The sequence below is a fragment of the Bacillus sp. FSL K6-1366 genome, assembly GCF_037976695.1.
Lineage (GTDB): Bacteria > Bacillota > Bacilli > Bacillales > Bacillaceae > Bacillus > Bacillus subtilis.
Genome location: NZ_CP150268.1, coordinates 2,181,326 through 2,202,329 on the forward strand (window position 1 = coordinate 2,181,326; position 21,004 = coordinate 2,202,329).

Below are 21,004 nucleotides of genomic sequence, written 5' to 3' on the forward strand. Positions count from 1 at the left end.
TACCATTATATATTTCAAAATTGCTTATTCTTCTTCTTTAACAACAATGTGGCGAATGATATCGTCACTGATCTTAGCTAGACGGTCAAATTCTTGAACTGCCGCAGCGTCAGATTGAACGTTTACGATTTGGTAGAAACCGTCGCGGAAATCGTTGATTTCGTAAGCAAGACGACGTTTACCCCAATCCTTTGTTCCAGTGATCTCCGCACCGTTAGAAGTCAGAACGTTGTTGAAACGCTCGATAACTGCTTTTTTAGACTCTTCGTCAATGTTTGGGCGGATAATGTACATAACTTCGTACTTTCTCATCTGTTTGCACCTCCTTTTGGACTAAGCGGCCCATAATGGGCAAGGAGCAATAATTCTATTACTCACAATTTTATATTATACCAAAGCTCTTGTCCCTTTACAACTGCATCCTATACATTAAATCGGAAATGAATAACATCTCCGTCTTGGACCACATATTCTTTCCCTTCAAGGCGGACTTTTCCTGCCTCTTTAGCTCCTGCCATACCGCCGCCCGCAAGAAGATCCTCATAAGCAACTGTCTCAGCACGAATGAAGCCCCGCTCAAAGTCACTATGAATAATTCCTGCACACTCAGGGGCTTTCATGCCTTTTTTGAATGTCCAAGCTCTGACTTCCTGTTCTCCGGCTGTGAAATATGTTGCGAGGCCGAGAAGAGAGTAAGACGCTTTGATCAGCTGATCAAGACCTGATTCTTGAATGCCCAGCTCTTCCAAGAACATTTGCTTTTCTTCGCCTTCAAGCTCAGCGATTTCAGATTCGATTTTTGCACACACAACGATAACTTCTGCGTTTTCGCCGGCAGCGTACTCGCGAATCTTCGCTACATTTTCATTGCCAGATGGATCAGCAACTTCATCTTCACTTACGTTGGCCACGTACAAAATAGGCTTCGAAGTCAGTAAATGGAGCTGCTTCACAAGCTTTTGCTGCTCCTCAGTGAGTTCTACAGATCGAGCAGGCTTTTCACTCTCAAACGCTTCTTTCAGTTTAGATAAAATCTCAAACTCAAATACAGCGTCTTTATCTTTTTGCTTCGCAAGCTTGCTGACGCGTGTAATCCGCTTTTCAACCGTTTCCATATCAGCGAGGATCAGCTCAAGGTTGATCGTTTCAATGTCATCAATCGGATCAACCTTTCCGGAAACGTGTGTAATGTTGTCATCGGAAAAAGCACGGACAACGTGGCAAATCGCGTCAACTTGGCGAATATGAGATAGGAACTTGTTGCCGAGTCCTTCTCCTTTAGATGCGCCCTTTACAATCCCTGCAATATCAGTGAATTCAAAAGCAGTCGGCACAGTCTTCTTCGGGTTGACCAGCTCAGTCAGCTTTTGCAGACGATCATCCGGCACCTCTACAATTCCCACGTTCGGATCAATTGTACAGAACGGGTAGTTGGCTGATTCGGCACCGGCCTGTGTAATTGCGTTAAATAGTGTTGATTTTCCGACGTTCGGCAAACCAACAATTCCAGCTGTTAAAGCCATTCTTTCATCTCCTCTATATAAAACCGTCATTGTATGAGCGTATTTTGAACCTAGAGCAATTATAAGGAGGTTCACTGGAAAAGACAAGCTGACAAAAAAGCATTTTCAGCCTGCCAATCCCTTTGATTATGCTTTTTTCAAGCCTACTAAACAGTCAAAAAGCGTACTTCCCATTCCATTATCAGAATTTGTATCATTTGTCAGTGCATTGACTGACCCTCCAAAAGCCGCCCACATGCCTTCATCTATATTAATCGTCTTCGCATGAGCCTGCTTCATCACTTTCACCTTGCCCTTCAAGCGTCCGCGGTCATTAAAGATGACAACCTCGTCTCCATCCTGAAGATCCTGCTCAGCCGCTATATCTGGAGAAATATCGACCTGAACGTGCTGAAGCTTTTCAATAAATGGCACATGCTGTGAATGGTTGGAACGCTGCGGATGAATGGATAAGAGCGTATAAGGGTACTTTCCAGCTAACTCCTCATTATGGAAAACAGATTCTTCGGGCACATTTAATTGAAGCGAGCCGCTAAATCCTTTTTGCTCAGCTAGCGACGAAGTAAATTCAAATTTTCCACTCGGTGTCAAAAACTGATAATCATCCCACGGCACCTGTTTTACTGGAAGAGGGAGGTGGCCTTTTTCTTTTAAACGCTCAAGTGTCACATCCTCTGCTTCCAATGAAGAAAGCCCCATCTCTAAAAATTCTTGAGTGCTATATTCAAACAGCTCGCCAAACCCAAGACGTTTTGCAAGCTCTGACCAGATCCAGCTGTCCGATTTCGCTTCACCCTGCGGCTCCACAAGCTTCTTCCCGTACTGAACATAATGATGATACATACTGGAATAGTAGATATCTTCTTCTTCAAAAACAGTGGCAGTCGGCAAAACATAATCACACAGCTCTGCGGTATCCGTCATAATGGAATCAATCGCGACCGTCATTGGAACCTTTTCAAAAGCTTGTCTCACCTTATTTGTATTCGGCACCTGAGTCAGCGGATTTCCGCACGTCACAATAATCATCTCAATCGCAGGATCAGCAGCGGTCAACACTTCTTCAGCCTGTGTCATCATTGAAAAAGAACGGGATGTTGTTTTTAATTCCGGCAGCGTCAGCTTTGTTTTTGCAAAGCTCTCACCAATCTGGACATTTCCGAAATTCGCGCCGCCGCCCTTAATTCCGACATTTCCGCTTGCCGCCACAAGTGCATCAATCCAACGAATCGTTCCCCCGCCGTTTTTATATCGCTGCATGCCAAGCCCCATAAAAGTAGACACCGGACCATCAGCATACAAACCGGCCAGATACTCCAGCTCCTCCATAGAAGTTTCTGTTTTCACAATAAACTCTTCCAGAGAAACGGTCTTCAAAAGCTCTTTCACATCATCAAAACCGACAGAATGCTCAGAAATAAACGTTTCATCCGTTCTTCCCGTCTCAATCAGAACCTTCAAAACGGCTGCCGCAAGCCAGCCGTCCATTCCAGGCTTTACAGAGATATAGCGGTCAGCAAGCTTAGCAGTCGGGTTGAAGATCGGATCAATCACCGTAATCGTGGCGCCCTTCTTTTTCACCTGCTGCAAGTGATGGTATAAGTGCATATTTGTTCTGGATACATTTCTTCCCCACACAACAACATGCTTGCTGTTGTAAATATCAAGCGGGCCGTGACCGTACGAACGGCCAAAATCCCAGCTTTGCGCCTCGATGCCGGAGCCCCAGCATATGCTTCCGACGATTTCAGTCACGCCGCCATATCCATTAAAAAAACGCTGATCAAGCGCTTTTAACAGACCGTTATTCGCATAATCATGGCTGTGCAAAACAGCAGTCGTCTCCGACGTTTCCTTGATTTCCCGAAGTTTATCGGCAATTTCATCAAGTGCCTGCTCCCAAGAAATCCGCACAAACTCGCCATTTTGTTTTTTCAGTGGATAGCGAAGCCGATCAGGGGAATTTGTTTTTGTCTCAAGCATTCTGCCGCGGCCGCAGATTTTACCTTCCGTAATCGGATGGTTTGGATCTCCGTCCACTTTTGTTACCTTTCCATCATCAACAGTCACCAAAAAGCCGCAGCTGTCCCAACAATTCAGCGGACATGCCGACTGATGCACTTTGCTCATCGCCGTCTTCTCCTTACCTTCTATATGAAAAAGCATGAGTGTCGGCCTATTTATGAAGTAGGCTCCTCATGCTTGACTAGTACTTTTTTTAGTTTTCTTTCAAATTCTCTTCTCGGAATCATAACACTGTGAGAGCATCCCTCACACTTAATTCGAATATCCATTCCCATGCGTATAATTTTCCAGCTGTTCGCTCCGCATGGATGCGGTTTTTTCATTTCTACGATATCATTCAGGCCAAAGTCTTTATCCGCCAAGACCCTTCACCTCTTTTCCTAAACTGCTGTATCTATTGTACAAAAAAACTGATCATAAGAGCAATCAAGATACCTGAAAAGAAATACATCCTCTTATTTCCATTTACTCAAAATAGGATATAAGAGCAGACAGACTAACAAATACAAATTGAGCATCCCATATATCGGATACAAGAACGCGATCAAATCAGAAAATCCGAAAGAAGTAAAAGGTACCATTAACACTAACAAAATCAACACAATCATCCATCTAGGCATATGAATAAACGCCATCAGCCGGCTGGACAGCCCCAGCAAACCTGCTACCGTCGTCGTGTAAATCGCCAGGCACAGCACCGCCGTCATACATAAAAAAAGGAAATAAGGCGCACCCTCCAGAACGGCAAACAGCGGTATTTCAAACTGAGAAAGGGAGCCCGCCAGCTCCACCAACGTTTCATTATAAACAAATGAGATCACGCCAAAAATAAGACCGCTTGCCACACTTGCGATTTTTGCTTCTCCAAGCCCTTTCATCTCTTTCCCAACAGAGGATAAAATCGCAACAACTGAAAGGATGTTTAAAGAGGTAAACGTAATGCTCGCAGGCCAGTTATACTGCTGGGACAAATCAATCGTCCACGTATGGTGATGTGTGCTCTGAAAGGAGATCAGCGCATATAAAAGCCCCGCTACTAACACAGGAATCAAAATACTATTTATAGATAATATTCCTTTCACATCCCACAAAAACAAACACACTGTCACGATGCAAATCAGCGTGATTCCCCACCAGAAAGGAAGCTTGTACATTTGCAGGGTCACACCGCCTCCGGCAATCATCACCATAGTCGTCGAAAACAAATAAAAAATGATGAGGACATCATAAATTTTCGCCAGCCATGGCCCCATTAAATGCTCCAGAACCGGCAGAAAATGAGTGGATTGAACCTTAAAACTGATTTTCATCACAATATAAGACGAGAAAATGAACATAATTGTAAACAGCACAATAGCAAGTCCGCTTTCCGCCCCAAAAAACTGCCATATCTCCTGACCGCTCGCATATCCGGCCCCGATCAGGCTCCCTAATATGAGCAGCATCCACTTCATTCCGGCTCTCCACAACACTATCACCTCATAGACAAAGTTCAGCTTGTTCCCGTTATTGTTACTATATAAATAAAGGAAAGCAAACATGCCATATTTTCATAGACATTTGAACACAAGGTGAAATTATCATACGAAATACACATAAAAAAAGACTGCTAATATGGCAGTCTAAAAAGAGATATTTATTTGTTTGTCCGCGGAATGAAGAAGTGAACTTCACTCTTCACTTTTTTCTAACCATTCCTACCTATTCAAGTGTTTCATAAACAGACCATTGCTTGATCATGATCGAGGCAATGGGGGACAATACTTGTAATCGCCCACTAACCATTCATATCATGCCCTCTACTTTTTTTAAAATCTCCGGTGCCATACACAAAGCATAAAAAATCATACTGCTGGATATACTGTAAACAAGCTTACATAACTACACACCATAGCAATTCTGTTACCTACTATAACAAGGAAGTGAAACCCATGAATCGAAAAGGCGGGCTTTTTTCCTCTCAGGAACGAGTAAAGCAATATGTTTCACATACAGATGCTGCAGCGGCAAAACAAATCCAAACCATCCTTTCTTCATCCTTACGTAAAGCTGCCGGCAAACCAATTGTTGTGGTTTGTATCGGAACAGACCGTTCAACCGGTGATTCATTGGGCCCGCTCGTAGGAATGAAACTCAAACAGATGCAGCTCACCAGATTCCATGTCTACGGAACCTTATCTGACCCCGTCCATGCTGTGAACATGAAGGATAAAATCAATGACATTCATAAATTACATAAAAACCCATTTGTTATAGCAGTCGATGCATGCTTAGGCCGCGTTAAGAGTGTGGGTTCATTTCAAATCGGGGACGGGCCATTAAAGCCCGGAGCCGGTGTACAAAAAGACCTTCCTGAAGTGGGAGATCTTCATATTAACGGAATCGTGAATGTTAGCGGGTTTATGGAATATTTTGTATTGCAAAATACTAGACTCAACTTGGTCATGAATATGGCAAATGTTCTAGCGGAAGGTTTGAGTTTAACAGATCGGACAGAGTGGAGGCAAGAACGCATTAACCCGCTGCAAAGGCTCACTGGGCGCATATAAAACAAAAACCATCTTCGTTTGAAAGATGGTTTTTTCATTTATGATTCTCGTTCAGACAAAAGCTCTAAAATCCGGTCAAGGTCTTCATTAGAGAAAAATTCAATTTCGATTTTGCCTTTTTTCTTCTGTCTTTTAATATTAACTGTTGTTCCAAAATAATTTTGGAGATAGGATTCTCGTTCTTTTAGAACCGCATCTTTCACAGGTTCTTTTTTCTTTGTTTCACGTGGAACATTCTGATTCAACTGCTGAATCAGCTGCTCAAGCTGGCGAACATTGAGCTGCTCCGCAATCACTTTTTGTACCAGCGGTTCAAGCTTATTTTTGTTTTTTAAGCCAAGAAGCGTGCGTCCATGTCCCATAGAAAGCGTGCCTTCGGCAATAAGCTGTTGAATATTTTCTGGCAGTGTCAGCAGTCTTAAATGATTCGCAATATGCGGTCTGCTTTTCCCAAGACGTTTGGCAAGCTGCTCTTGTGTGAGATCTAAGTGTTTCAACAAGGAGTCATATGCCTGAGCCTCTTCAAGCGGAGATAAATCTTCACGCTGAAGGTTTTCTAATAAAGCAATTTCCCTCATTAACGCCTCTGATAATTCACGGACAATGGCCGGAACTGTATCTAAACCTGCCAGCTTTGCCGCTCGAAAACGCCGTTCACCCGCAACAATATCATAGCCTTTTAAAGATTTTCTGACGATAAGCGGCTGAAGAATGCCATGCTGCAGCACAGATTCTTTTAGTTCAGCTAATGCCTCGTCATCAAAGTGTTTTCTTGGCTGATAAGGATTAGGGCGTAAATCGGCAATTTTAATTTCTTCAACTGTCTCTTCAGACAAATCTACCTGATTAAATAACGCATTAATCCCTTTTCCAAGGCCTTTAGCCATTCGCAGCCACTTCCTTTGCTAAATCTAAATATACTTCCGCACCTCTTGACCGCGGATCGTATAAAATGATGGGTTTTCCGTGACTCGGTGCCTCACTCAGACGGACATTACGCGGAATAACTGTCTTATATACTTTATCCCTAAAATACTTTTTAACCTCTTCAATCACTTGAATGCCAAGGTTTGTCCGGGCATCAAGCATTGTCAGCAATACACCTTCAATCATTAAATCAGTATTCAAATGCTTTTGCACAAGACGTACTGTATTTAATAACTGGCTGAGCCCCTCCAAGGCATAATATTCGCACTGTACAGGAATCACAACGGAATCCGAGGCAGTAAGGGCATTAATCGTCAGCAAGCCCAATGACGGCGGACAATCAATGATAATATAATCATAATTTTGCTTTACTGCTTCAAGCGCTCTCTTCAATCTCACTTCTCTTGATATTGTAGGAACCAGCTCGATTTCAGCCCCTGCAAGCTGAATCGTCGCAGGAATCACATCCAAGTTCTCTACTGTCGTTGCTTTAATAATATCTATTATATCTGCATCATCTACTAAAATATCGTACACACACTGCTCTACATCGGCTTTTTCAATCCCTAATCCGCTTGTCGCATTTCCCTGCGGATCAATATCTACCAGCAGAACCCTTTTCCCTATGTAAGCCAAACATGCCCCAAGGTTGACAGACGTCGTTGTTTTGCCGACCCCGCCTTTTTGGTTCGTAATTGCTATGATTTTTCCCACGATGTCACCTACTTTCACATGAACATGTACTATCTTGCTTCTATTCTATCAAAAAAAGATTAAAGCGTTTCATTTTTTTCATCATTTTGTTCCGAATCAGAAGGGAAATAATTGAAAATTCAAGCACGCTTTATGCTTTCTCTTATAAATTCTGCAATTTCTATGTTTTTTTGACTTAAAAAAGGAATTTCTTAAAGAAAAAAAGAAGAAGTCACAGTACAGAACGTGGAAACAGGATGGTGAGAAAATGGTTTATCAAACGAAGAGAGATGTACCCGTTACGCTGATGATTGTGTTTCTCATATTACTGATACAAGCAGATGCCATTGTTCCTTTTGTGCTGGGAAATATGAGAGTTTCCGGCTGGATCATTTTTATTCTGCTGACTCTTTTAAATGGACTCATCATTTGGAGCTTTATTGACCTAAAATATGTATTGAAGGAACACCATCTGATCATTAAAGCCGGATTGATCAAACATCAAATTCCTTATGAAAACATCGAGAAAATCGTTCAAAAAAAGAAACTGTGGTCCGGTTTTCGTCTGATCGGCTCTCGCCATGCCATCACAATATATTATCAGGGGGGATGGGGACATGCAGTAATTTCACCGCAAAAATCTGAAGAGTTTATCCACAAGCTCAAAGAAAAGAATTCTAATATAATAATATTCACTAAAAGTAAGTGATTACCTTTTATTAAAAATATAAAAAGCTCTCCTGCTTTTCAGGAGAGCTTCTATTTTGGTATGCGAATCGTTAATTGAATATATTCTTCAAATTCTTCTTCTTCCGTATTCAATTTTACACCGCTGTCTTCCACCATTGATAGTGACTGGCGAATCGTGTTCATCGCAATTCTTGTATCTCTGCTGAATGCTTTGCGTCTCGGCTTTGGCTTTCTCTGGCCTTGCTCCAGCATTTTCACCACGCGGTCTTCCGTCTGCTTTACATTTAAACTTTTCTCAATAATCTCTGTGAGCAGTGTGACTTGGAGCTCAGGCTGTTTCAGCGGAATCAGTGCTCTGGCATGGCGCTCGGTGATTTTCTTCTCCATAATTGCCTCTTGGACCGGCTGAGGCAGCTTTAATAACCGAAGCTTATTCGCGATTGTAGACTGCCCTTTTCCTAAGCGCTGTGCGAGTGCCTCCTGTGTTAAATCATGCAGCTCAAGCAGCCTAGCATAAGCATGCGCTTCCTCAATAGAAGACAGTTCTTCCCGCTGCAAGTTTTCGATTAACGCCACAGAAGCGGTTTCCGTGTCGGAAAAATCCTTAATAATTGCCGGAATCTTTTCCCACTCAAGCGATTGAACCGCTCTCCAGCGTCTTTCACCTGCAATGAGTTCGTATTGGCCTTCTTCTTCTGTATGCCTTACAACAATCGGCTGAATAATGCCGTGTGTATGAATGGTCATTGCTAACTCTTTGATTTTTTCATCTGAGAAAATGGTGCGTGGCTGAAAACGGTTGGGAACGATAGCATTTACCGGTATTTCCAGAATCTCTTCTTTGTTTGTATCATGTTCAGCAATCTCCGGCTCCTGTTCCTTCTCACCAAGCCCGAAGAAACGAGAGAATGAATGCTTCATGTACCTACACCACCTTTAAAAACTGCCATTTTTATAATTCTATTTTCTCATGGTTTTTCCTGCTGTACATCCATCAATTTTGATGAAAATATGATGGTATTGTCATATCAGGCTGTCTAAATTACCCTTCAATTGGCGATTTATTAGGAGTTCCCGGTTTTCTTGGATACTTCTTAGGTGTATTTTTTATTTTGCGTATCACCATAATATTACGATCGCTTTCTTCAATAGGCAGCTTAAAAGAATGGATATTCTCAAGTTCTCCTCCAAGCGTCGTGATTGCTTTTTTGCCTGCATTCAGTTCTTCTTCAGCTGATGCGGCTTTTAAAGCAACAAATAAACCGTTTTTCTTCACCAGAGGCAAGCAAAGCTCACTCAAAACAGATAATCTCGCAACTGCTCGCGCTGTCACAATATCATAGCTTTCACGCACGTCTTTCCGTTGCCCGAACGTTTCAGCTCTGTCATGGCAGAATGTTGTATTCTCCAATTGCAAAGCCTCAGATAGCTTTTCTAAAAACGTGATCCGTTTATTCAGTGAATCCACGATTGTGACATTGAGGTGCGGAAAGCATATTTTTATCGGCAGACTTGGAAAACCCGCTCCCGCTCCGACATCACAAATCGTGTTCACCTGATTGAAGTCGACATAAAAAGCAGCTGTAATGGAATCATAAAAATGCTTTAAATACACTTCTTTTTTCTCTGTTATTGAAGTCAGATTGATTTTTTCGTTCCATTCAACCAGCATGTCGTAATACAGCTCAAATTGCTCCAGCTGACGGGGAGAAAGGGAGATCCCTTTTTCCGCCAAACCAGAAGTGAATTCTTCAATATTCATGCCGTCATCCTTTCTATTCGGCTATCTTCGCGATGCGTCCCTGCTCTAAATACACCAATAGAATTGAAATGTCCGCCGGGTTTACACCGGAAATGCGAGAAGCTTGGGCAACAGACAAAGGCCGTACATTTTTCAGTTTTTGACGCGCCTCGGTCGCAATCCCCTTAATTGCGTCATAATCAATTCGATCTGGAATTTTTTTATTTTCCATCTTCTTCAGTTTTTCCACTTGCTGAAGAGATTTTTCAATATATCCTTCATATTTCACTTGGATTTCTACTTGTTCTGCCACGTCTTGAGGAACCGGCACTTCTGGCGGCGCCAGTTTTGTGACTGTTTCATAGTTCATTTCAGGACGCTTCATCAAGTCTGTGCCGCGAACTCCATCTTTCAATTCGCTTCCGCCAAGAGAACGGATATATTCTTGATTTTCCGGAGACGGCTTGATAATTACAGAATGAAGACGTTTTTTCTCCGCCTCGATCGCCGCTTTTTTCTTCTCAAAAGCCGCATAGCGCTCATCAGAAATCAATCCAATGCGGTGTCCGATTTCTGTCAGACGCAAATCAGCATTGTCATGTCGAAGCAGCAATCTGTATTCAGCACGTGATGTCAAAAGACGATATGGCTCATTGGTACCTTTTGTCACAAGGTCATCAATCAGAACACCAATATAGGCGTCAGAACGGCTTAGAATTACTTCTTCTTTTCCAAGCGCTTTTCGTCCTGCATTGATTCCCGCCATAATCCCTTGTCCCGCAGCTTCTTCATAACCGGATGTTCCGTTAATTTGGCCTGCAGTGTAAAGGTTTGTGATTTTTTTTGTTTCAAGTGTCGGCCAGAGCTGTGTCGGTACGATTGCATCATACTCGATCGCATAGCCGGCTCTCATCATTTGCACGTTTTCAAGTCCAGGAATCGTTGCAAGCATTCTTTGCTGTACGTCTTCTGGAAGACTTGTAGATAAACCTTGGACATAGACTTCCTGTGTATTTCTGCCTTCCGGCTCAAGGAAGATTTGGTGACGCGGTTTATCATTAAAACGGACAACTTTATCTTCAATGGATGGGCAGTATCTTGGGCCCGTACCTTTGATCATACCGGAATACATCGGTGAACGGTGCAGGTTGCTGTCAATAATCTCATGTGTCTCAGGGCTTGTATATGTCAACCAGCAAGGGAGCTGATCTGTGATATATTCCACTGTTTCATATGAGAAAGCGCGAGGCACATCGTCACCAGGCTGAATTTCCGTTTTGCTGTAATCAATCGTGTCGCTTTTAACGCGAGGCGGCGTACCTGTTTTAAAACGAACAAGGTCAAAACCAAGTTCCTCCAAATGCTCAGAAAGCTTAATAGAAGGCTGCTGGTTATTTGGGCCGCTTGAGTAAGACAGATCGCCAAGAATAATACGTCCTCTTAAATATGTCCCTGTCGTCATGACAACTGCTTTCGCACGATAATGTGCACCGGTTTGTGTAATAACGCCTCGGCATTCGCCGTCTTCAACGATCAGCCGCTCCACAATTCCTTGCAGCAATGTTAAGTTTGGTTCCTTTTCAAGCGTATTTTTCATTTCGTGCTGATATTGGAATTTGTCTGCTTGCGCACGCAAAGCACGAACCGCAGGACCTTTTCCTGTATTCAGCATTCTCATTTGAATATGCGTTTTATCGATGTTTCTTCCCATTTCTCCGCCGAGCGCGTCAATTTCGCGGACGACAATCCCTTTTGCGGGGCCGCCGACAGACGGATTACATGGCATAAATGCAACCATATCTAGGTTGATGGTCAAGACAAGCGTTTTGGCGCCTTGGCGTGCAGATGCGAGGGCAGCCTCAACACCGGCATGCCCGGCGCCAATCACAATCACATCGTATTGGCCTGCTTCATACCCCATGATTCTAGTTCCTCCTTTTATTATTTTCCTAAACAGAATTGAGAAAAGAGCTGATCAATTAAGCTTTCGTGGACAGAATCTCCAATGATTTCCCCTAAAAGCTCCCAGCATCTTGTAAGGTCAATTTGCACCATGTCGATCGGGACATCCTGTTCGATGCCGCTAAGCGCATCTTCAATGGCGCGTTTTGCTTGCTGTAAAATAGAGATGTGACGTGTGTTGCTGACATAAGTCAGATCTCCGCCTTCAATGGCACCCGTGTAGAACAGCGATTGAATCGCTTCTTCCAGATCATTGATGCCTTCCTCTTTTAAAAGAGATGTCGTAACAACTGGACGTCCATTGGCAAGCTCACGGACACGTTCAGTGTCAATCTTCGCCTCAAGGTCAGTCTTATTCAAAATCACGATAACATCCATGCCCTCAACGGCTTCAAAAAGCTTCACGTCTTCATCAGAAAGCTCTTCACTATAATTAAGCACAAGTAAAATCAGGTCCGCTTCCTTTAGAACCTGGCGAGAACGTTCAACACCGATTCGCTCAACAATATCCTCTGTTTCACGAATACCTGCTGTATCAACCAGACGAAGCGGGACGCCCCTTACATTCACGTATTCCTCAATCACATCCCGTGTCGTTCCGGGAATATCGGTTACAATGGCTTTTGCCTCATGAACGAGGCTGTTCAGAAGAGATGATTTTCCTACGTTCGGCCGGCCGATAATGACGGTAGAAAGACCTTCACGTAAGATTTTTCCTTGCTCAGAAGTCCTCAGCAGCGCCTCAATTTCCTTTTTCACGGCGGTTGCCTTTTCGACTAAAATCTGATGCGTCATTTCCTCTACATCATCATACTCCGGATAATCGATATTCACCTCAACATGGGCCAGTGTTTCTAAAATCTCACTGCGCAAACGGCGCACCAAAGCAGAAAGACGCCCTTCCATTTGATTCATAGCAACGTTCATTGCCCGGTCCGTTTTCGCTCTGATTAAGTCCATAACCGCTTCCGCCTGTGAAAGATCGATTCGGCCGTTTAAAAACGCACGTTTCGTAAATTCACCAGGCTCTGCCAGTCTCGCTCCCTCTCTTAATGCAAGCTGAAGCACTTGGTTCACAGTCACAATTCCCCCGTGACAGTTAATCTCGATGACATCTTCTCGTGTAAAAGTTCTCGGCGCTTTTAACACTGATACCATTACTTCCTCAACGACACGATCCGAAGGTCTGTCTACGATATGACCATAATGAATCGTATGTGATTCGACCGAGCTGAGTGTTTTCCCCTTCGGTCCCTTATAAATTCTATCTGCGATTTGAATGGCTTCTGGTCCGCTCAACCGTACAATCGCAATCGCGCCTTCTCCCATCGGTGTGGAAATTGCCGCAATTGTATCCATGTTGTTCACCTCTCTTTACTTATACTTCATCTATATAAAAAAATTTTTATTATGCCAAAACTAAAAGATAACATAGTTAGGTTCAAAGTGGAAGATTTGTTATCCACAGAAATAGAAATTCGTCCCTTATTACTTTAACTTATCCACATGTGAATAACAATTAATTTTATTTCCTGAACTTCCTTTTTATCAACAGGATACACCTAAAAAGAAAAAACTTAAACGGCAAAACCTTGATATTACTAGGAAAAGTAGATTTTTCGGATACAAAAAAACCGAAATCCAATTTTTATCGGACTTCGGTTTTATGCTATCTTTTATGGGAAATAACGAGATGACGATTTTCGCCTTCACCCATTGAATATGTTTTGATCTGGTGGTTTGCATATCCAGAAAGAGTATCGTGAATAATTTTTCTTTCGCTGGACGGCATGGGCTCAAGCTGGATGGATTTTTTCGTTTTCAAAACCTGGTCAGCAAGCTTGATGGCCAGCTGGCTCAGTGTTTCTTTTCTTTTCAAACGATAGTTTTCTGCATCCACCGTCACATTTTTATATTGGCCTGGATAACGGTTAAGGGCAAGCTGTGTCAAAGTTTCAAGGGCGTTTAAGGTTTGTCCTCTTTTCCCAATCAACAATGCTGCCTTTTCACCTGTTATATGATATCTCACTGTCTTTTTGCTTTCTTGAACAGTCACATCAGACTTCCCGGCAATGGCTTCGGCAATCGTTTGAAGATATAACTTCGCTTGCTGAATCGGATCAATCTTTTCAACCAGCTTTACGATCGCAGGCTTTTTACCGAAAATACCGAGAAACCCTTTGTTTCCCTCTTCAATAACAGTAATTTCTACCTTATCCTTCGTTAATCCCAGCTCTTGCAATCCGGACTGTACTGCTTCATCGACATTTCGCCCTGCAGCAGTCACATTCCTCACTTTTTCTTTCCTCCGGCTTTTTGCGGCTCAGGATTTTTTTTAATATCAGGTCCTTTAATGAGGAAAGTTTGCGCAATCATAAACAAGTTACCGACTACCCAATAAAGAGAAAGAGCCGCCGGGAAGTTGATCGCAAATACGATAATCATAATTGGCATAATCCAAAGCATCATCGCCATTTGCGGATTTTGCTGCGCATTGCCAGCCATCATCAGTTTTTGCTGAACAAATGTAGCGACACCGGCAACGATAGGAAGAATATAGTAAGGATCTTTTTCTCCTAAGTCAAACCATAAGAAGCTGTGCTCTGAAATCGCCTGTGTTCTCATGATCGCATGATAGAATCCAATTAAAATCGGCATCTGGATCAAAATCGGGAAACATCCCGCCAATGGATTGACACCATGCTTTTGGAATAAAGCCATTGTTTCCTGCTGAAGCTTTTGCTGCGTTTTTTGATCCTTTGAGCTGTATTTTTCTTTAAGCTTTTGCATTTCCGGCTGTAAAGCCTGCATCGCTTTCGAACTTCTCAGCTGCTTAATCATCAGCGGTAAAATTAATAAACGAATTAAAATGGTAACTAGAATAATTGAAAGCCCGTAGTTATCTCCCGTCAATTTCGCTACATACGTAATGAGCTCAGACAATGGATATACTACGTACTTGTCCCAGAAATGCGGACTATCTGCAGTGATCGGCTCTTTCACACTCGAGCATCCAGTCAAAAGCATGAATACGCCAACCATACTTAATAGCAACCCTATTCTCCTTTTCAACAACATTTCCTCCTATAATTAATCTTTACACTCTTTTATTGCAAAGCATACTTGTATGTATTTTAGCATCTTTCAGTTTTAAATGGTGTCTTTTTCTGATCAACCAGAAAGGAAGCGCTTTTAAAAGTTGTAAGAAAGCAGTGGTGATGCCTACTTTGACGAAGATTTCTTATATAATGAAGACTTTCTGAATAGATGCTGCAGACTTTTTTTCGTTTCCTCATATGTCAGCTGGCTCGCCGGTTTTCTGGCAATAATGATGTAATCCTTTTCCTTCAGTCTCTCTTTCTCTTCAAGAAAGGCCTGCCGAATCAAACGTTTAATCCGATTTCGCATTACAGCATTGCCAATTTTTTTGCTGACGGAAAGTCCGACACGCAGTTCATCATTTTCAGGCTGATCAAGCGTATATAAGACAAACTGGCGGTTTGCAACTGATGTCCCATGTTTAAACACTTTTTGAAAATCTTCATTTTTCTTTAAACGATTTCGCTTCTTCAAATGACTCACTCCGATACTGGCTGGCAGAAACTTTTAAAATTTATTATGAACATGAGATGCATCTGAACCAGGAAGCATGCCCCGGTTCATTACGCATCACATCTATCTTTTCCCATAACGTGAAAAAAGACCACTGACATTATTCAGTGGCCTAAGCTGATAATACTTTTCTGCCTTTGCGGCGACGGCGTGCTAAAACTAGACGACCGTTTTTTGAACTCATACGGCTTCTGAAGCCATGAACTTTGCTGCGTTTACGGTTATTCGGTTGGAATGTTCTTTTCATTTATGACACCTCCCTCGAGGAATAGCTGTTAAAGACAGTCTTACTTATTATATTTGCGTTACCTATTCATTGTCAACTTCACTAGTGCTTTTATTTCTTGCAACCATAATAGGATACCATACCTTTTCAACTTTCGAAACCTTATTTTTTAGATTCCTTAATTTTACGGAAAAAAGACAAATCCAAATAATTTGCCCCTAAAATCACGCATGTGGATATCTTTTTCGGCTTTTTTTAGTATCCACAGAGGTTATCGACAACATTTTCACATTACCAACCCCTGTGGACAAGGCTTTTTCAACAGGTTGTCCGCTTTGTGGATAAGATTGTGATAACCATTGCAAGCTCTCGTTTATTTTGGTATTATATTTGTGTTTTAACTCTTGATTACTAATACTACCTTTCCTCTTTATCCACAAAGTGTGGATAAGTTGTGGATTGATTTCACACAGCTTGTGTAGAAGGTTGTCCACAAGTTGTGAAATTTGTCGAAAAGCTATTTATCTACTATATTATATGTTTTCAACATTTAATGTGTACGAATGGTAAGCGCCATTTGCTCTTTTTTTGTGTTCTATAACAGAGAAAGACAACATTTTCTATGAAAAGGAGGGACGTGCCGGAAGATGGAAAATATATTAGACCTGTGGAACCAAGCCCTTGCTCAAATCGAAAAAAAGTTGAGCAAACCGAGTTTTGAGACTTGGATGAAGTCAACCAAAGCCCACTCACTGCAAGGCGATACATTAACGATCACGGCTCCCAATGAATTTGCCAGAGACTGGCTGGAGTCCAGATACTTGCATCTGATTGCAGATACTATATATGAATTAACCGGGGAAGAATTGAGCATTAAGTTTGTCATTCCTCAAAATCAAGATGTTGAGGACTTTATGCCGAAACCGCAAGTCAAAAAAGCGGTCAAAGAAGATACATCTGATTTTCCTCAAAATATGCTCAATCCAAAATATACTTTTGATACTTTTGTCATCGGATCTGGAAACCGATTTGCACACGCTGCTTCCCTCGCAGTAGCGGAAGCACCCGCGAAAGCTTACAACCCTTTATTTATCTATGGGGGCGTCGGCTTAGGGAAAACGCACTTAATGCATGCGATCGGCCATTATGTAATAGATCATAATCCTTCTGCCAAAGTGGTTTATCTGTCTTCTGAGAAATTTACAAACGAATTCATCAACTCTATCCGAGATAATAAAGCCGTCGACTTCCGCAATCGCTATCGAAATGTTGATGTGCTTTTGATAGATGATATTCAATTTTTAGCGGGGAAAGAACAAACCCAGGAAGAATTTTTCCATACATTTAACACATTGCACGAAGAAAGCAAACAAATCGTCATTTCAAGTGACCGACCGCCAAAGGAAATTCCGACGCTTGAGGACAGATTGCGCTCACGTTTTGAATGGGGACTTATTACAGATATCACACCGCCTGATCTAGAAACTAGAATTGCAATTTTAAGAAAAAAAGCCAAAGCAGAAGGCCTCGATATTCCGAACGAGGTTATGCTTTACATCGCGAATCAAATCGACAGCAATATTCGGGAACTCGAAGGCGCATTAATCAGAGTTGTCGCTTATTCATCTTTAATTAATAAAGATATTAATGCTGATCTGGCCGCTGAGGCGTTGAAAGATATTATTCCTTCCTCAAAACCGAAAGTCATTACGATAAAGGAAATTCAGAGGGTAGTAGGCCAGCAATTTAATATTAAACTCGAGGATTTCAAAGCAAAAAAACGGACAAAGTCAGTAGCTTTTCCGCGTCAAATCGCCATGTACTTATCAAGGGAAATGACTGATTCCTCTCTTCCTAAAATCGGTGAAGAGTTTGGAGGACGTGATCATACGACCGTTATTCATGCGCATGAAAAAATTTCAAAACTGCTGGCAGATGATGAACAGCTTCAGCAGCATGTAAAAGAAATTAAAGAACAGCTTAAATAGCAGGACCGGGGATCAATCGGGGAAAGTGTGAATAACTTTTCGGAAGTCATACACAGTCTGTCCACATGTGGATAGGCTGTGTTTCCTGTCTTTTTCACAACTTATCCACAAATCCACAGGCCCTACTATTACTTCTACTACTTTTTATAAATATATATATTAATACATTATCCGTTAGGAGGATAAAAATGAAATTCACGATTCAAAAAGATCGTCTTGTTGAAAGTGTCCAAGATGTATTAAAAGCAGTTTCATCCAGAACCACGATTCCCATTCTGACTGGTATTAAAATTGTTGCATCAGATGATGGAGTATCCTTTACAGGGAGTGACTCAGATATTTCTATTGAATCCTTCATTCCAAAAGAAGAAGGAGATAAAGAAATCGTCACTATTGAACAGCCCGGAAGCATCGTTTTACAGGCTCGCTTTTTTAGTGAAATTGTAAAAAAATTGCCGATGGCAACTGTAGAAATCGAAGTCCAAAATCAGTATTTGACGATTATCCGTTCTGGTAAAGCTGAATTTAATCTAAACGGACTGGATGCTGACGAGTATCCGCACTTGCCGCAGATTGAAGAGCATCATGCGATTCAGATCCCAACTGATTTGTTAAAAAATCTAATCAGACAAACAGTATTTGCAGTGTCCACCTCAGAAACACGCCCTATCTTGACAGGTGTAAACTGGAAAGTGGAGCAAAGTGAATTATTATGCACTGCAACGGATAGCCACCGTCTTGCATTAAGAAAGGCGAAACTTGATATTCCAGAAGACAGATCTTATAACGTCGTGATTCCGGGAAAAAGTTTAACTGAACTCAGCAAGATTTTAGATGACAACCAGGAACTTGTAGATATCGTCATCACAGAAACCCAAGTTCTGTTTAAAGCGAAAAACGTCTTATTCTTCTCACGGCTTCTGGACGGGAATTATCCAGACACAACCAGCCTGATTCCGCAAGACAGCAAAACAGAAATCATTGTGAACACAAAAGAATTCCTTCAGGCCATTGATCGTGCATCTCTTTTAGCTAGAGAGGGACGCAACAACGTTGTAAAACTGTCCGCAAAACCGGCTGAATCCATTGAAATTTCCTCCAACTCACCGGAAATCGGTAAAGTTGTGGAAGCAATTGCTGCGGATCAAATTGAAGGTGAGGAATTAAATATCTCTTTTAGTCCAAAATATATGCTGGATGCACTAAAGGTGCTTGAAGGAGCAGAAATACGCGTAAGCTTTACAGGTGCAATGAGACCTTTCTTAATTCGCACGCCGAATGATGAAACGATTGTACAGCTTATCCTCCCTGTCAGAACCTATTAATCCGATACACTGCTGCCGACTTGTCGGCAGCTTTTCTATTCGGTATCTGCTCCGACAAGTTTTCCCTTTCCCTAATTCGTTTTTTTTTAGTACAATTAGATATTAGTGATATTTGAAAGAGGTCGATATAATGGCAAATCCGATTTCAATTGATACAGAGATGATTACACTCGGACAATTCTTAAAATTAGCCGATGTGATTCAGTCTGGCGGTATGGCGAAGTGGTTTTTAAGCGAGCATGAAGTGCTTGTGAACGATGAGCCGGACAACCGCCGGGGCAGAAAGCTGTATGTTGGAGATGTGGTAGAGATTGAAGGATTTGGTTCATTTCAAGTCGTCAATTAAAGCGGGTGACACTGATTGTATATCCAGAACTTAGAACTGACATCTTACCGCAACTACGACCATGCTGAACTTCAATTTGAAAATAAAGTAAATGTGATCATCGGAGAAAACGCCCAGGGGAAGACAAACCTCATGGAGGCGATCTATGTCTTGTCCATGGCGAAATCGCACCGGACATCAAATGACAAAGAACTTATACGGTGGGACAAAGACTATGCTAAAATAGAGGGAAGAGTGATGAAGCAAAACGGGGCGATCCCGATGCAGCTCGTCATCTCCAAAAAGGGTAAAAAGGGCAAGGTCAATCATATTGAACAGCAAAAGCTCAGCCAGTATGTCGGGGCCCTCAACACCATTATGTTCGCGCCGGAAGATTTAAATCTTGTAAAGGGAAGCCCTCAAGTGAGAAGGCGGTTTCTTGACATGGAAATCGGACAGGTTTCTCTCGTCTACCTTCATGATCTTTCTCTTTACCAGAAAATCCTTTCCCAGCGGAATCATTTTTTGAAACAGCTGCAAACAAGAAAACAAACTGACCGGACGATGCTCGATGTTCTGACCGATCAGCTTGTAGAAGTTGCAGCAAAAGTCGTCGTAAAACGCCTGCAGTTTACAGCACAGCTCGAGAAATGGGCGCAGCCCATCCATGCAGGCATCTCAAGAGGGCTTGAAGAACTGACCCTGAAATACCATACAGCTCTTGATGTATCAGATCCCCTAGATTTGTCGAAAATAGGAGATAGCTATCAAGAAGCGTTTTCTAAATTAAGAGAAAAAGAAATTGAGCGTGGTGTGACGCTGTCAGGGCCTCATCGCGATGATGTTCTTTTCTATGTGAACGGACGCGATGTGCAGACGTATGGTTCTCAAGGACAGCAGCGAACGACGGCGTTGTCCCTTAAGCTGGCGGAGATTGACCTGATCCATGAAGAAATCGGAGAATATCCCATTTTACTATTGGATGATGTACTGAGTGAACTGGATGATTATCGCCAGTCACACTTGCTTCATACGATCCAAGGCCGTGTACAAACGTTTGTCACAACGACAAGCGTTGATGGCATTGATCACGAAACCTTACGTCAAGCAGGAATGTTCCGTGTGCAAAATGGTGCGTTAGTGAAGTGAAGAAATGAGGTGAGCAATTGTATATTCATTTAGGTGATGACTTTGTGGTTTCAACACGAGATATTGTCGGCATTTTTGACTTTAAAGCCAACATGTCGCCTATTGTTGAAGAATTTCTGAAAAAACAGAAACACAAGGTGGTGCCTTCCGTAAACGGCACGCCCAAATCTATCGTAGTCACGGTTCAGAATATATATTACTCTCCCTTATCTTCCAGCACATTAAAAAAACGTGCGCAATTTATGTTTGAAATAGATTCTTAGAAATTT

22 protein-coding genes are annotated in these 21,004 nt (G+C 42.1%); 7 read left to right on the forward strand and 15 right to left on the reverse strand.

The window, feature by feature from the left end; translation table 11 throughout:
- Positions 1-24: 24 nt before the first annotated feature.
- The 5 genes from rpsF to MHI44_RS11465 all read right to left on the reverse strand — a co-directional run bounded on the left by rpsF (position 25) and on the right by MHI44_RS11465 (position 5,020).
- Positions 25-312: a 30S ribosomal protein S6 gene (gene rpsF, locus MHI44_RS11445; RefSeq protein ID WP_003244064.1), complete on the reverse strand. Its 288-nt coding sequence runs from the start codon at positions 310-312 to the stop codon at positions 25-27.
- 110 nt (positions 313-422) lie between these two features.
- Complete coding sequence (gene ychF / locus MHI44_RS11450) at positions 423-1,523, reverse strand: redox-regulated ATPase YchF (protein ID WP_015250781.1); 1,101 nt, start codon at positions 1,521-1,523, stop codon at positions 423-425.
- A gap of 126 nt (positions 1,524-1,649) precedes the next feature.
- Positions 1,650-3,653 carry a molybdopterin-dependent oxidoreductase gene (locus MHI44_RS11455; protein ID WP_339201973.1) on the reverse strand — a complete coding sequence of 668 codons (2,004 nt, stop codon included), beginning with the start codon at positions 3,651-3,653 and terminating at the stop codon, positions 1,650-1,652.
- A gap of 50 nt (positions 3,654-3,703) precedes the next feature.
- The gene (locus tag MHI44_RS11460; protein ID WP_003226838.1) at positions 3,704-3,910 is read right to left on the reverse strand and encodes a DUF951 family protein; all 207 of its coding nucleotides are present in this window, start codon (positions 3,908-3,910) and stop codon (positions 3,704-3,706) included.
- A 93-nt stretch (positions 3,911-4,003) separates the two neighbouring features.
- On the reverse strand, positions 4,004-5,020 hold the full coding sequence (locus MHI44_RS11465) for a membrane protein (protein WP_010886647.1): 1,017 nt from the start codon (positions 5,018-5,020) through the stop codon (positions 4,004-4,006).
- A 459-nt stretch (positions 5,021-5,479) separates the two neighbouring features.
- Between MHI44_RS11465 and yyaC the strand changes: the two genes are divergently transcribed.
- A complete protein-coding gene (gene yyaC / locus MHI44_RS11470) occupies positions 5,480-6,097 on the forward strand; it encodes a spore protease YyaC (protein ID WP_003226834.1) in 618 nt (205 codons plus the stop codon).
- A gap of 38 nt (positions 6,098-6,135) precedes the next feature.
- Here the strand turns inward: yyaC and spo0J are convergent, their stop codons facing one another.
- On the reverse strand, positions 6,136-6,984 hold the full coding sequence (gene spo0J, locus MHI44_RS11475) for a stage 0 sporulation protein Spo0J (RefSeq protein WP_003226832.1): 849 nt from the start codon (positions 6,982-6,984) through the stop codon (positions 6,136-6,138).
- Positions 6,977-7,738 (reverse strand): sporulation initiation inhibitor protein Soj, encoded by a 762-nt coding sequence (soj, locus tag MHI44_RS11480; RefSeq protein WP_339203545.1) that lies wholly within the window; start codon positions 7,736-7,738, stop codon positions 6,977-6,979. Before soj ends, spo0J begins: the two co-directional genes overlap by 8 nt.
- Before the next feature lie 247 nt (positions 7,739-7,985).
- Between soj and MHI44_RS11485 the strand changes: the two genes are divergently transcribed.
- Positions 7,986-8,426 carry a PH domain-containing protein gene (locus MHI44_RS11485; RefSeq protein WP_076457319.1) on the forward strand — a complete coding sequence of 147 codons (441 nt, stop codon included), beginning with the start codon at positions 7,986-7,988 and terminating at the stop codon, positions 8,424-8,426.
- A gap of 50 nt (positions 8,427-8,476) precedes the next feature.
- On the opposite strand, the gene noc is transcribed toward MHI44_RS11485, so the two are convergent.
- The 8 genes from noc to rpmH all read right to left on the reverse strand — a co-directional run bounded on the left by noc (position 8,477) and on the right by rpmH (position 15,969).
- Complete coding sequence (noc, locus tag MHI44_RS11490; RefSeq protein WP_003226829.1) at positions 8,477-9,328, reverse strand: nucleoid occlusion protein; 852 nt, start codon at positions 9,326-9,328, stop codon at positions 8,477-8,479.
- A 121-nt stretch (positions 9,329-9,449) separates the two neighbouring features.
- Positions 9,450-10,169 (reverse strand): 16S rRNA (guanine(527)-N(7))-methyltransferase RsmG, encoded by a 720-nt coding sequence (rsmG, locus tag MHI44_RS11495; protein ID WP_015250777.1) that lies wholly within the window; start codon positions 10,167-10,169, stop codon positions 9,450-9,452.
- A 13-nt stretch (positions 10,170-10,182) separates the two neighbouring features.
- Positions 10,183-12,069 carry a tRNA uridine-5-carboxymethylaminomethyl(34) synthesis enzyme MnmG gene (mnmG, locus tag MHI44_RS11500; RefSeq protein ID WP_003226825.1) on the reverse strand — a complete coding sequence of 629 codons (1,887 nt, stop codon included), beginning with the start codon at positions 12,067-12,069 and terminating at the stop codon, positions 10,183-10,185.
- A gap of 20 nt (positions 12,070-12,089) precedes the next feature.
- Positions 12,090-13,469: a tRNA uridine-5-carboxymethylaminomethyl(34) synthesis GTPase MnmE gene (gene mnmE / locus MHI44_RS11505; protein WP_339201975.1), complete on the reverse strand. Its 1,380-nt coding sequence runs from the start codon at positions 13,467-13,469 to the stop codon at positions 12,090-12,092.
- 310 nt (positions 13,470-13,779) lie between these two features.
- Positions 13,780-14,406, reverse strand: a complete 627-nt coding sequence (jag, locus tag MHI44_RS11510; RefSeq protein WP_003243764.1) for an RNA-binding cell elongation regulator Jag/EloR — start codon at positions 14,404-14,406, stop codon at positions 13,780-13,782.
- Positions 14,403-15,188: a YidC family membrane integrase SpoIIIJ gene (gene spoIIIJ / locus MHI44_RS11515; protein ID WP_339201976.1), complete on the reverse strand. Its 786-nt coding sequence runs from the start codon at positions 15,186-15,188 to the stop codon at positions 14,403-14,405. The genes jag and spoIIIJ overlap by 4 nt, the downstream gene beginning before the upstream one ends.
- 144 nt (positions 15,189-15,332) lie before the next feature.
- Positions 15,333-15,683: a ribonuclease P protein component gene (gene rnpA / locus MHI44_RS11520; protein WP_003242628.1), complete on the reverse strand. Its 351-nt coding sequence runs from the start codon at positions 15,681-15,683 to the stop codon at positions 15,333-15,335.
- A gap of 151 nt (positions 15,684-15,834) precedes the next feature.
- Positions 15,835-15,969 (reverse strand): 50S ribosomal protein L34, encoded by a 135-nt coding sequence (gene rpmH / locus MHI44_RS11525; protein ID WP_003178075.1) that lies wholly within the window; start codon positions 15,967-15,969, stop codon positions 15,835-15,837.
- Between the two features lie 626 nt (positions 15,970-16,595).
- Between rpmH and dnaA the strand changes: the two genes are divergently transcribed.
- The 5 genes from dnaA to remB all read left to right on the forward strand — a co-directional run bounded on the left by dnaA (position 16,596) and on the right by remB (position 20,998).
- Positions 16,596-17,936, forward strand: a complete 1,341-nt coding sequence (dnaA, locus tag MHI44_RS11530; protein WP_003242674.1) for a chromosomal replication initiator protein DnaA — start codon at positions 16,596-16,598, stop codon at positions 17,934-17,936.
- 188 nt (positions 17,937-18,124) lie between these two features.
- A complete protein-coding gene (gene dnaN, locus MHI44_RS11535; RefSeq protein ID WP_003226811.1) occupies positions 18,125-19,261 on the forward strand; it encodes a DNA polymerase III subunit beta in 1,137 nt (378 codons plus the stop codon).
- A gap of 130 nt (positions 19,262-19,391) precedes the next feature.
- Positions 19,392-19,607 (forward strand): ribosome maturation protein RlbA, encoded by a 216-nt coding sequence (rlbA, locus tag MHI44_RS11540; RefSeq protein WP_003226810.1) that lies wholly within the window; start codon positions 19,392-19,394, stop codon positions 19,605-19,607.
- A 15-nt stretch (positions 19,608-19,622) separates the two neighbouring features.
- Entirely contained in the window at positions 19,623-20,735 is a 1,113-nt protein-coding gene (gene recF, locus MHI44_RS11545) for a DNA replication/repair protein RecF (RefSeq protein WP_339201978.1), read from the forward strand.
- A 17-nt stretch (positions 20,736-20,752) separates the two neighbouring features.
- Positions 20,753-20,998: an extracellular matrix regulator RemB gene (remB, locus tag MHI44_RS11550; protein ID WP_003219266.1), complete on the forward strand. Its 246-nt coding sequence runs from the start codon at positions 20,753-20,755 to the stop codon at positions 20,996-20,998.
- Positions 20,999-21,004: the final 6 nt, after the last annotated feature.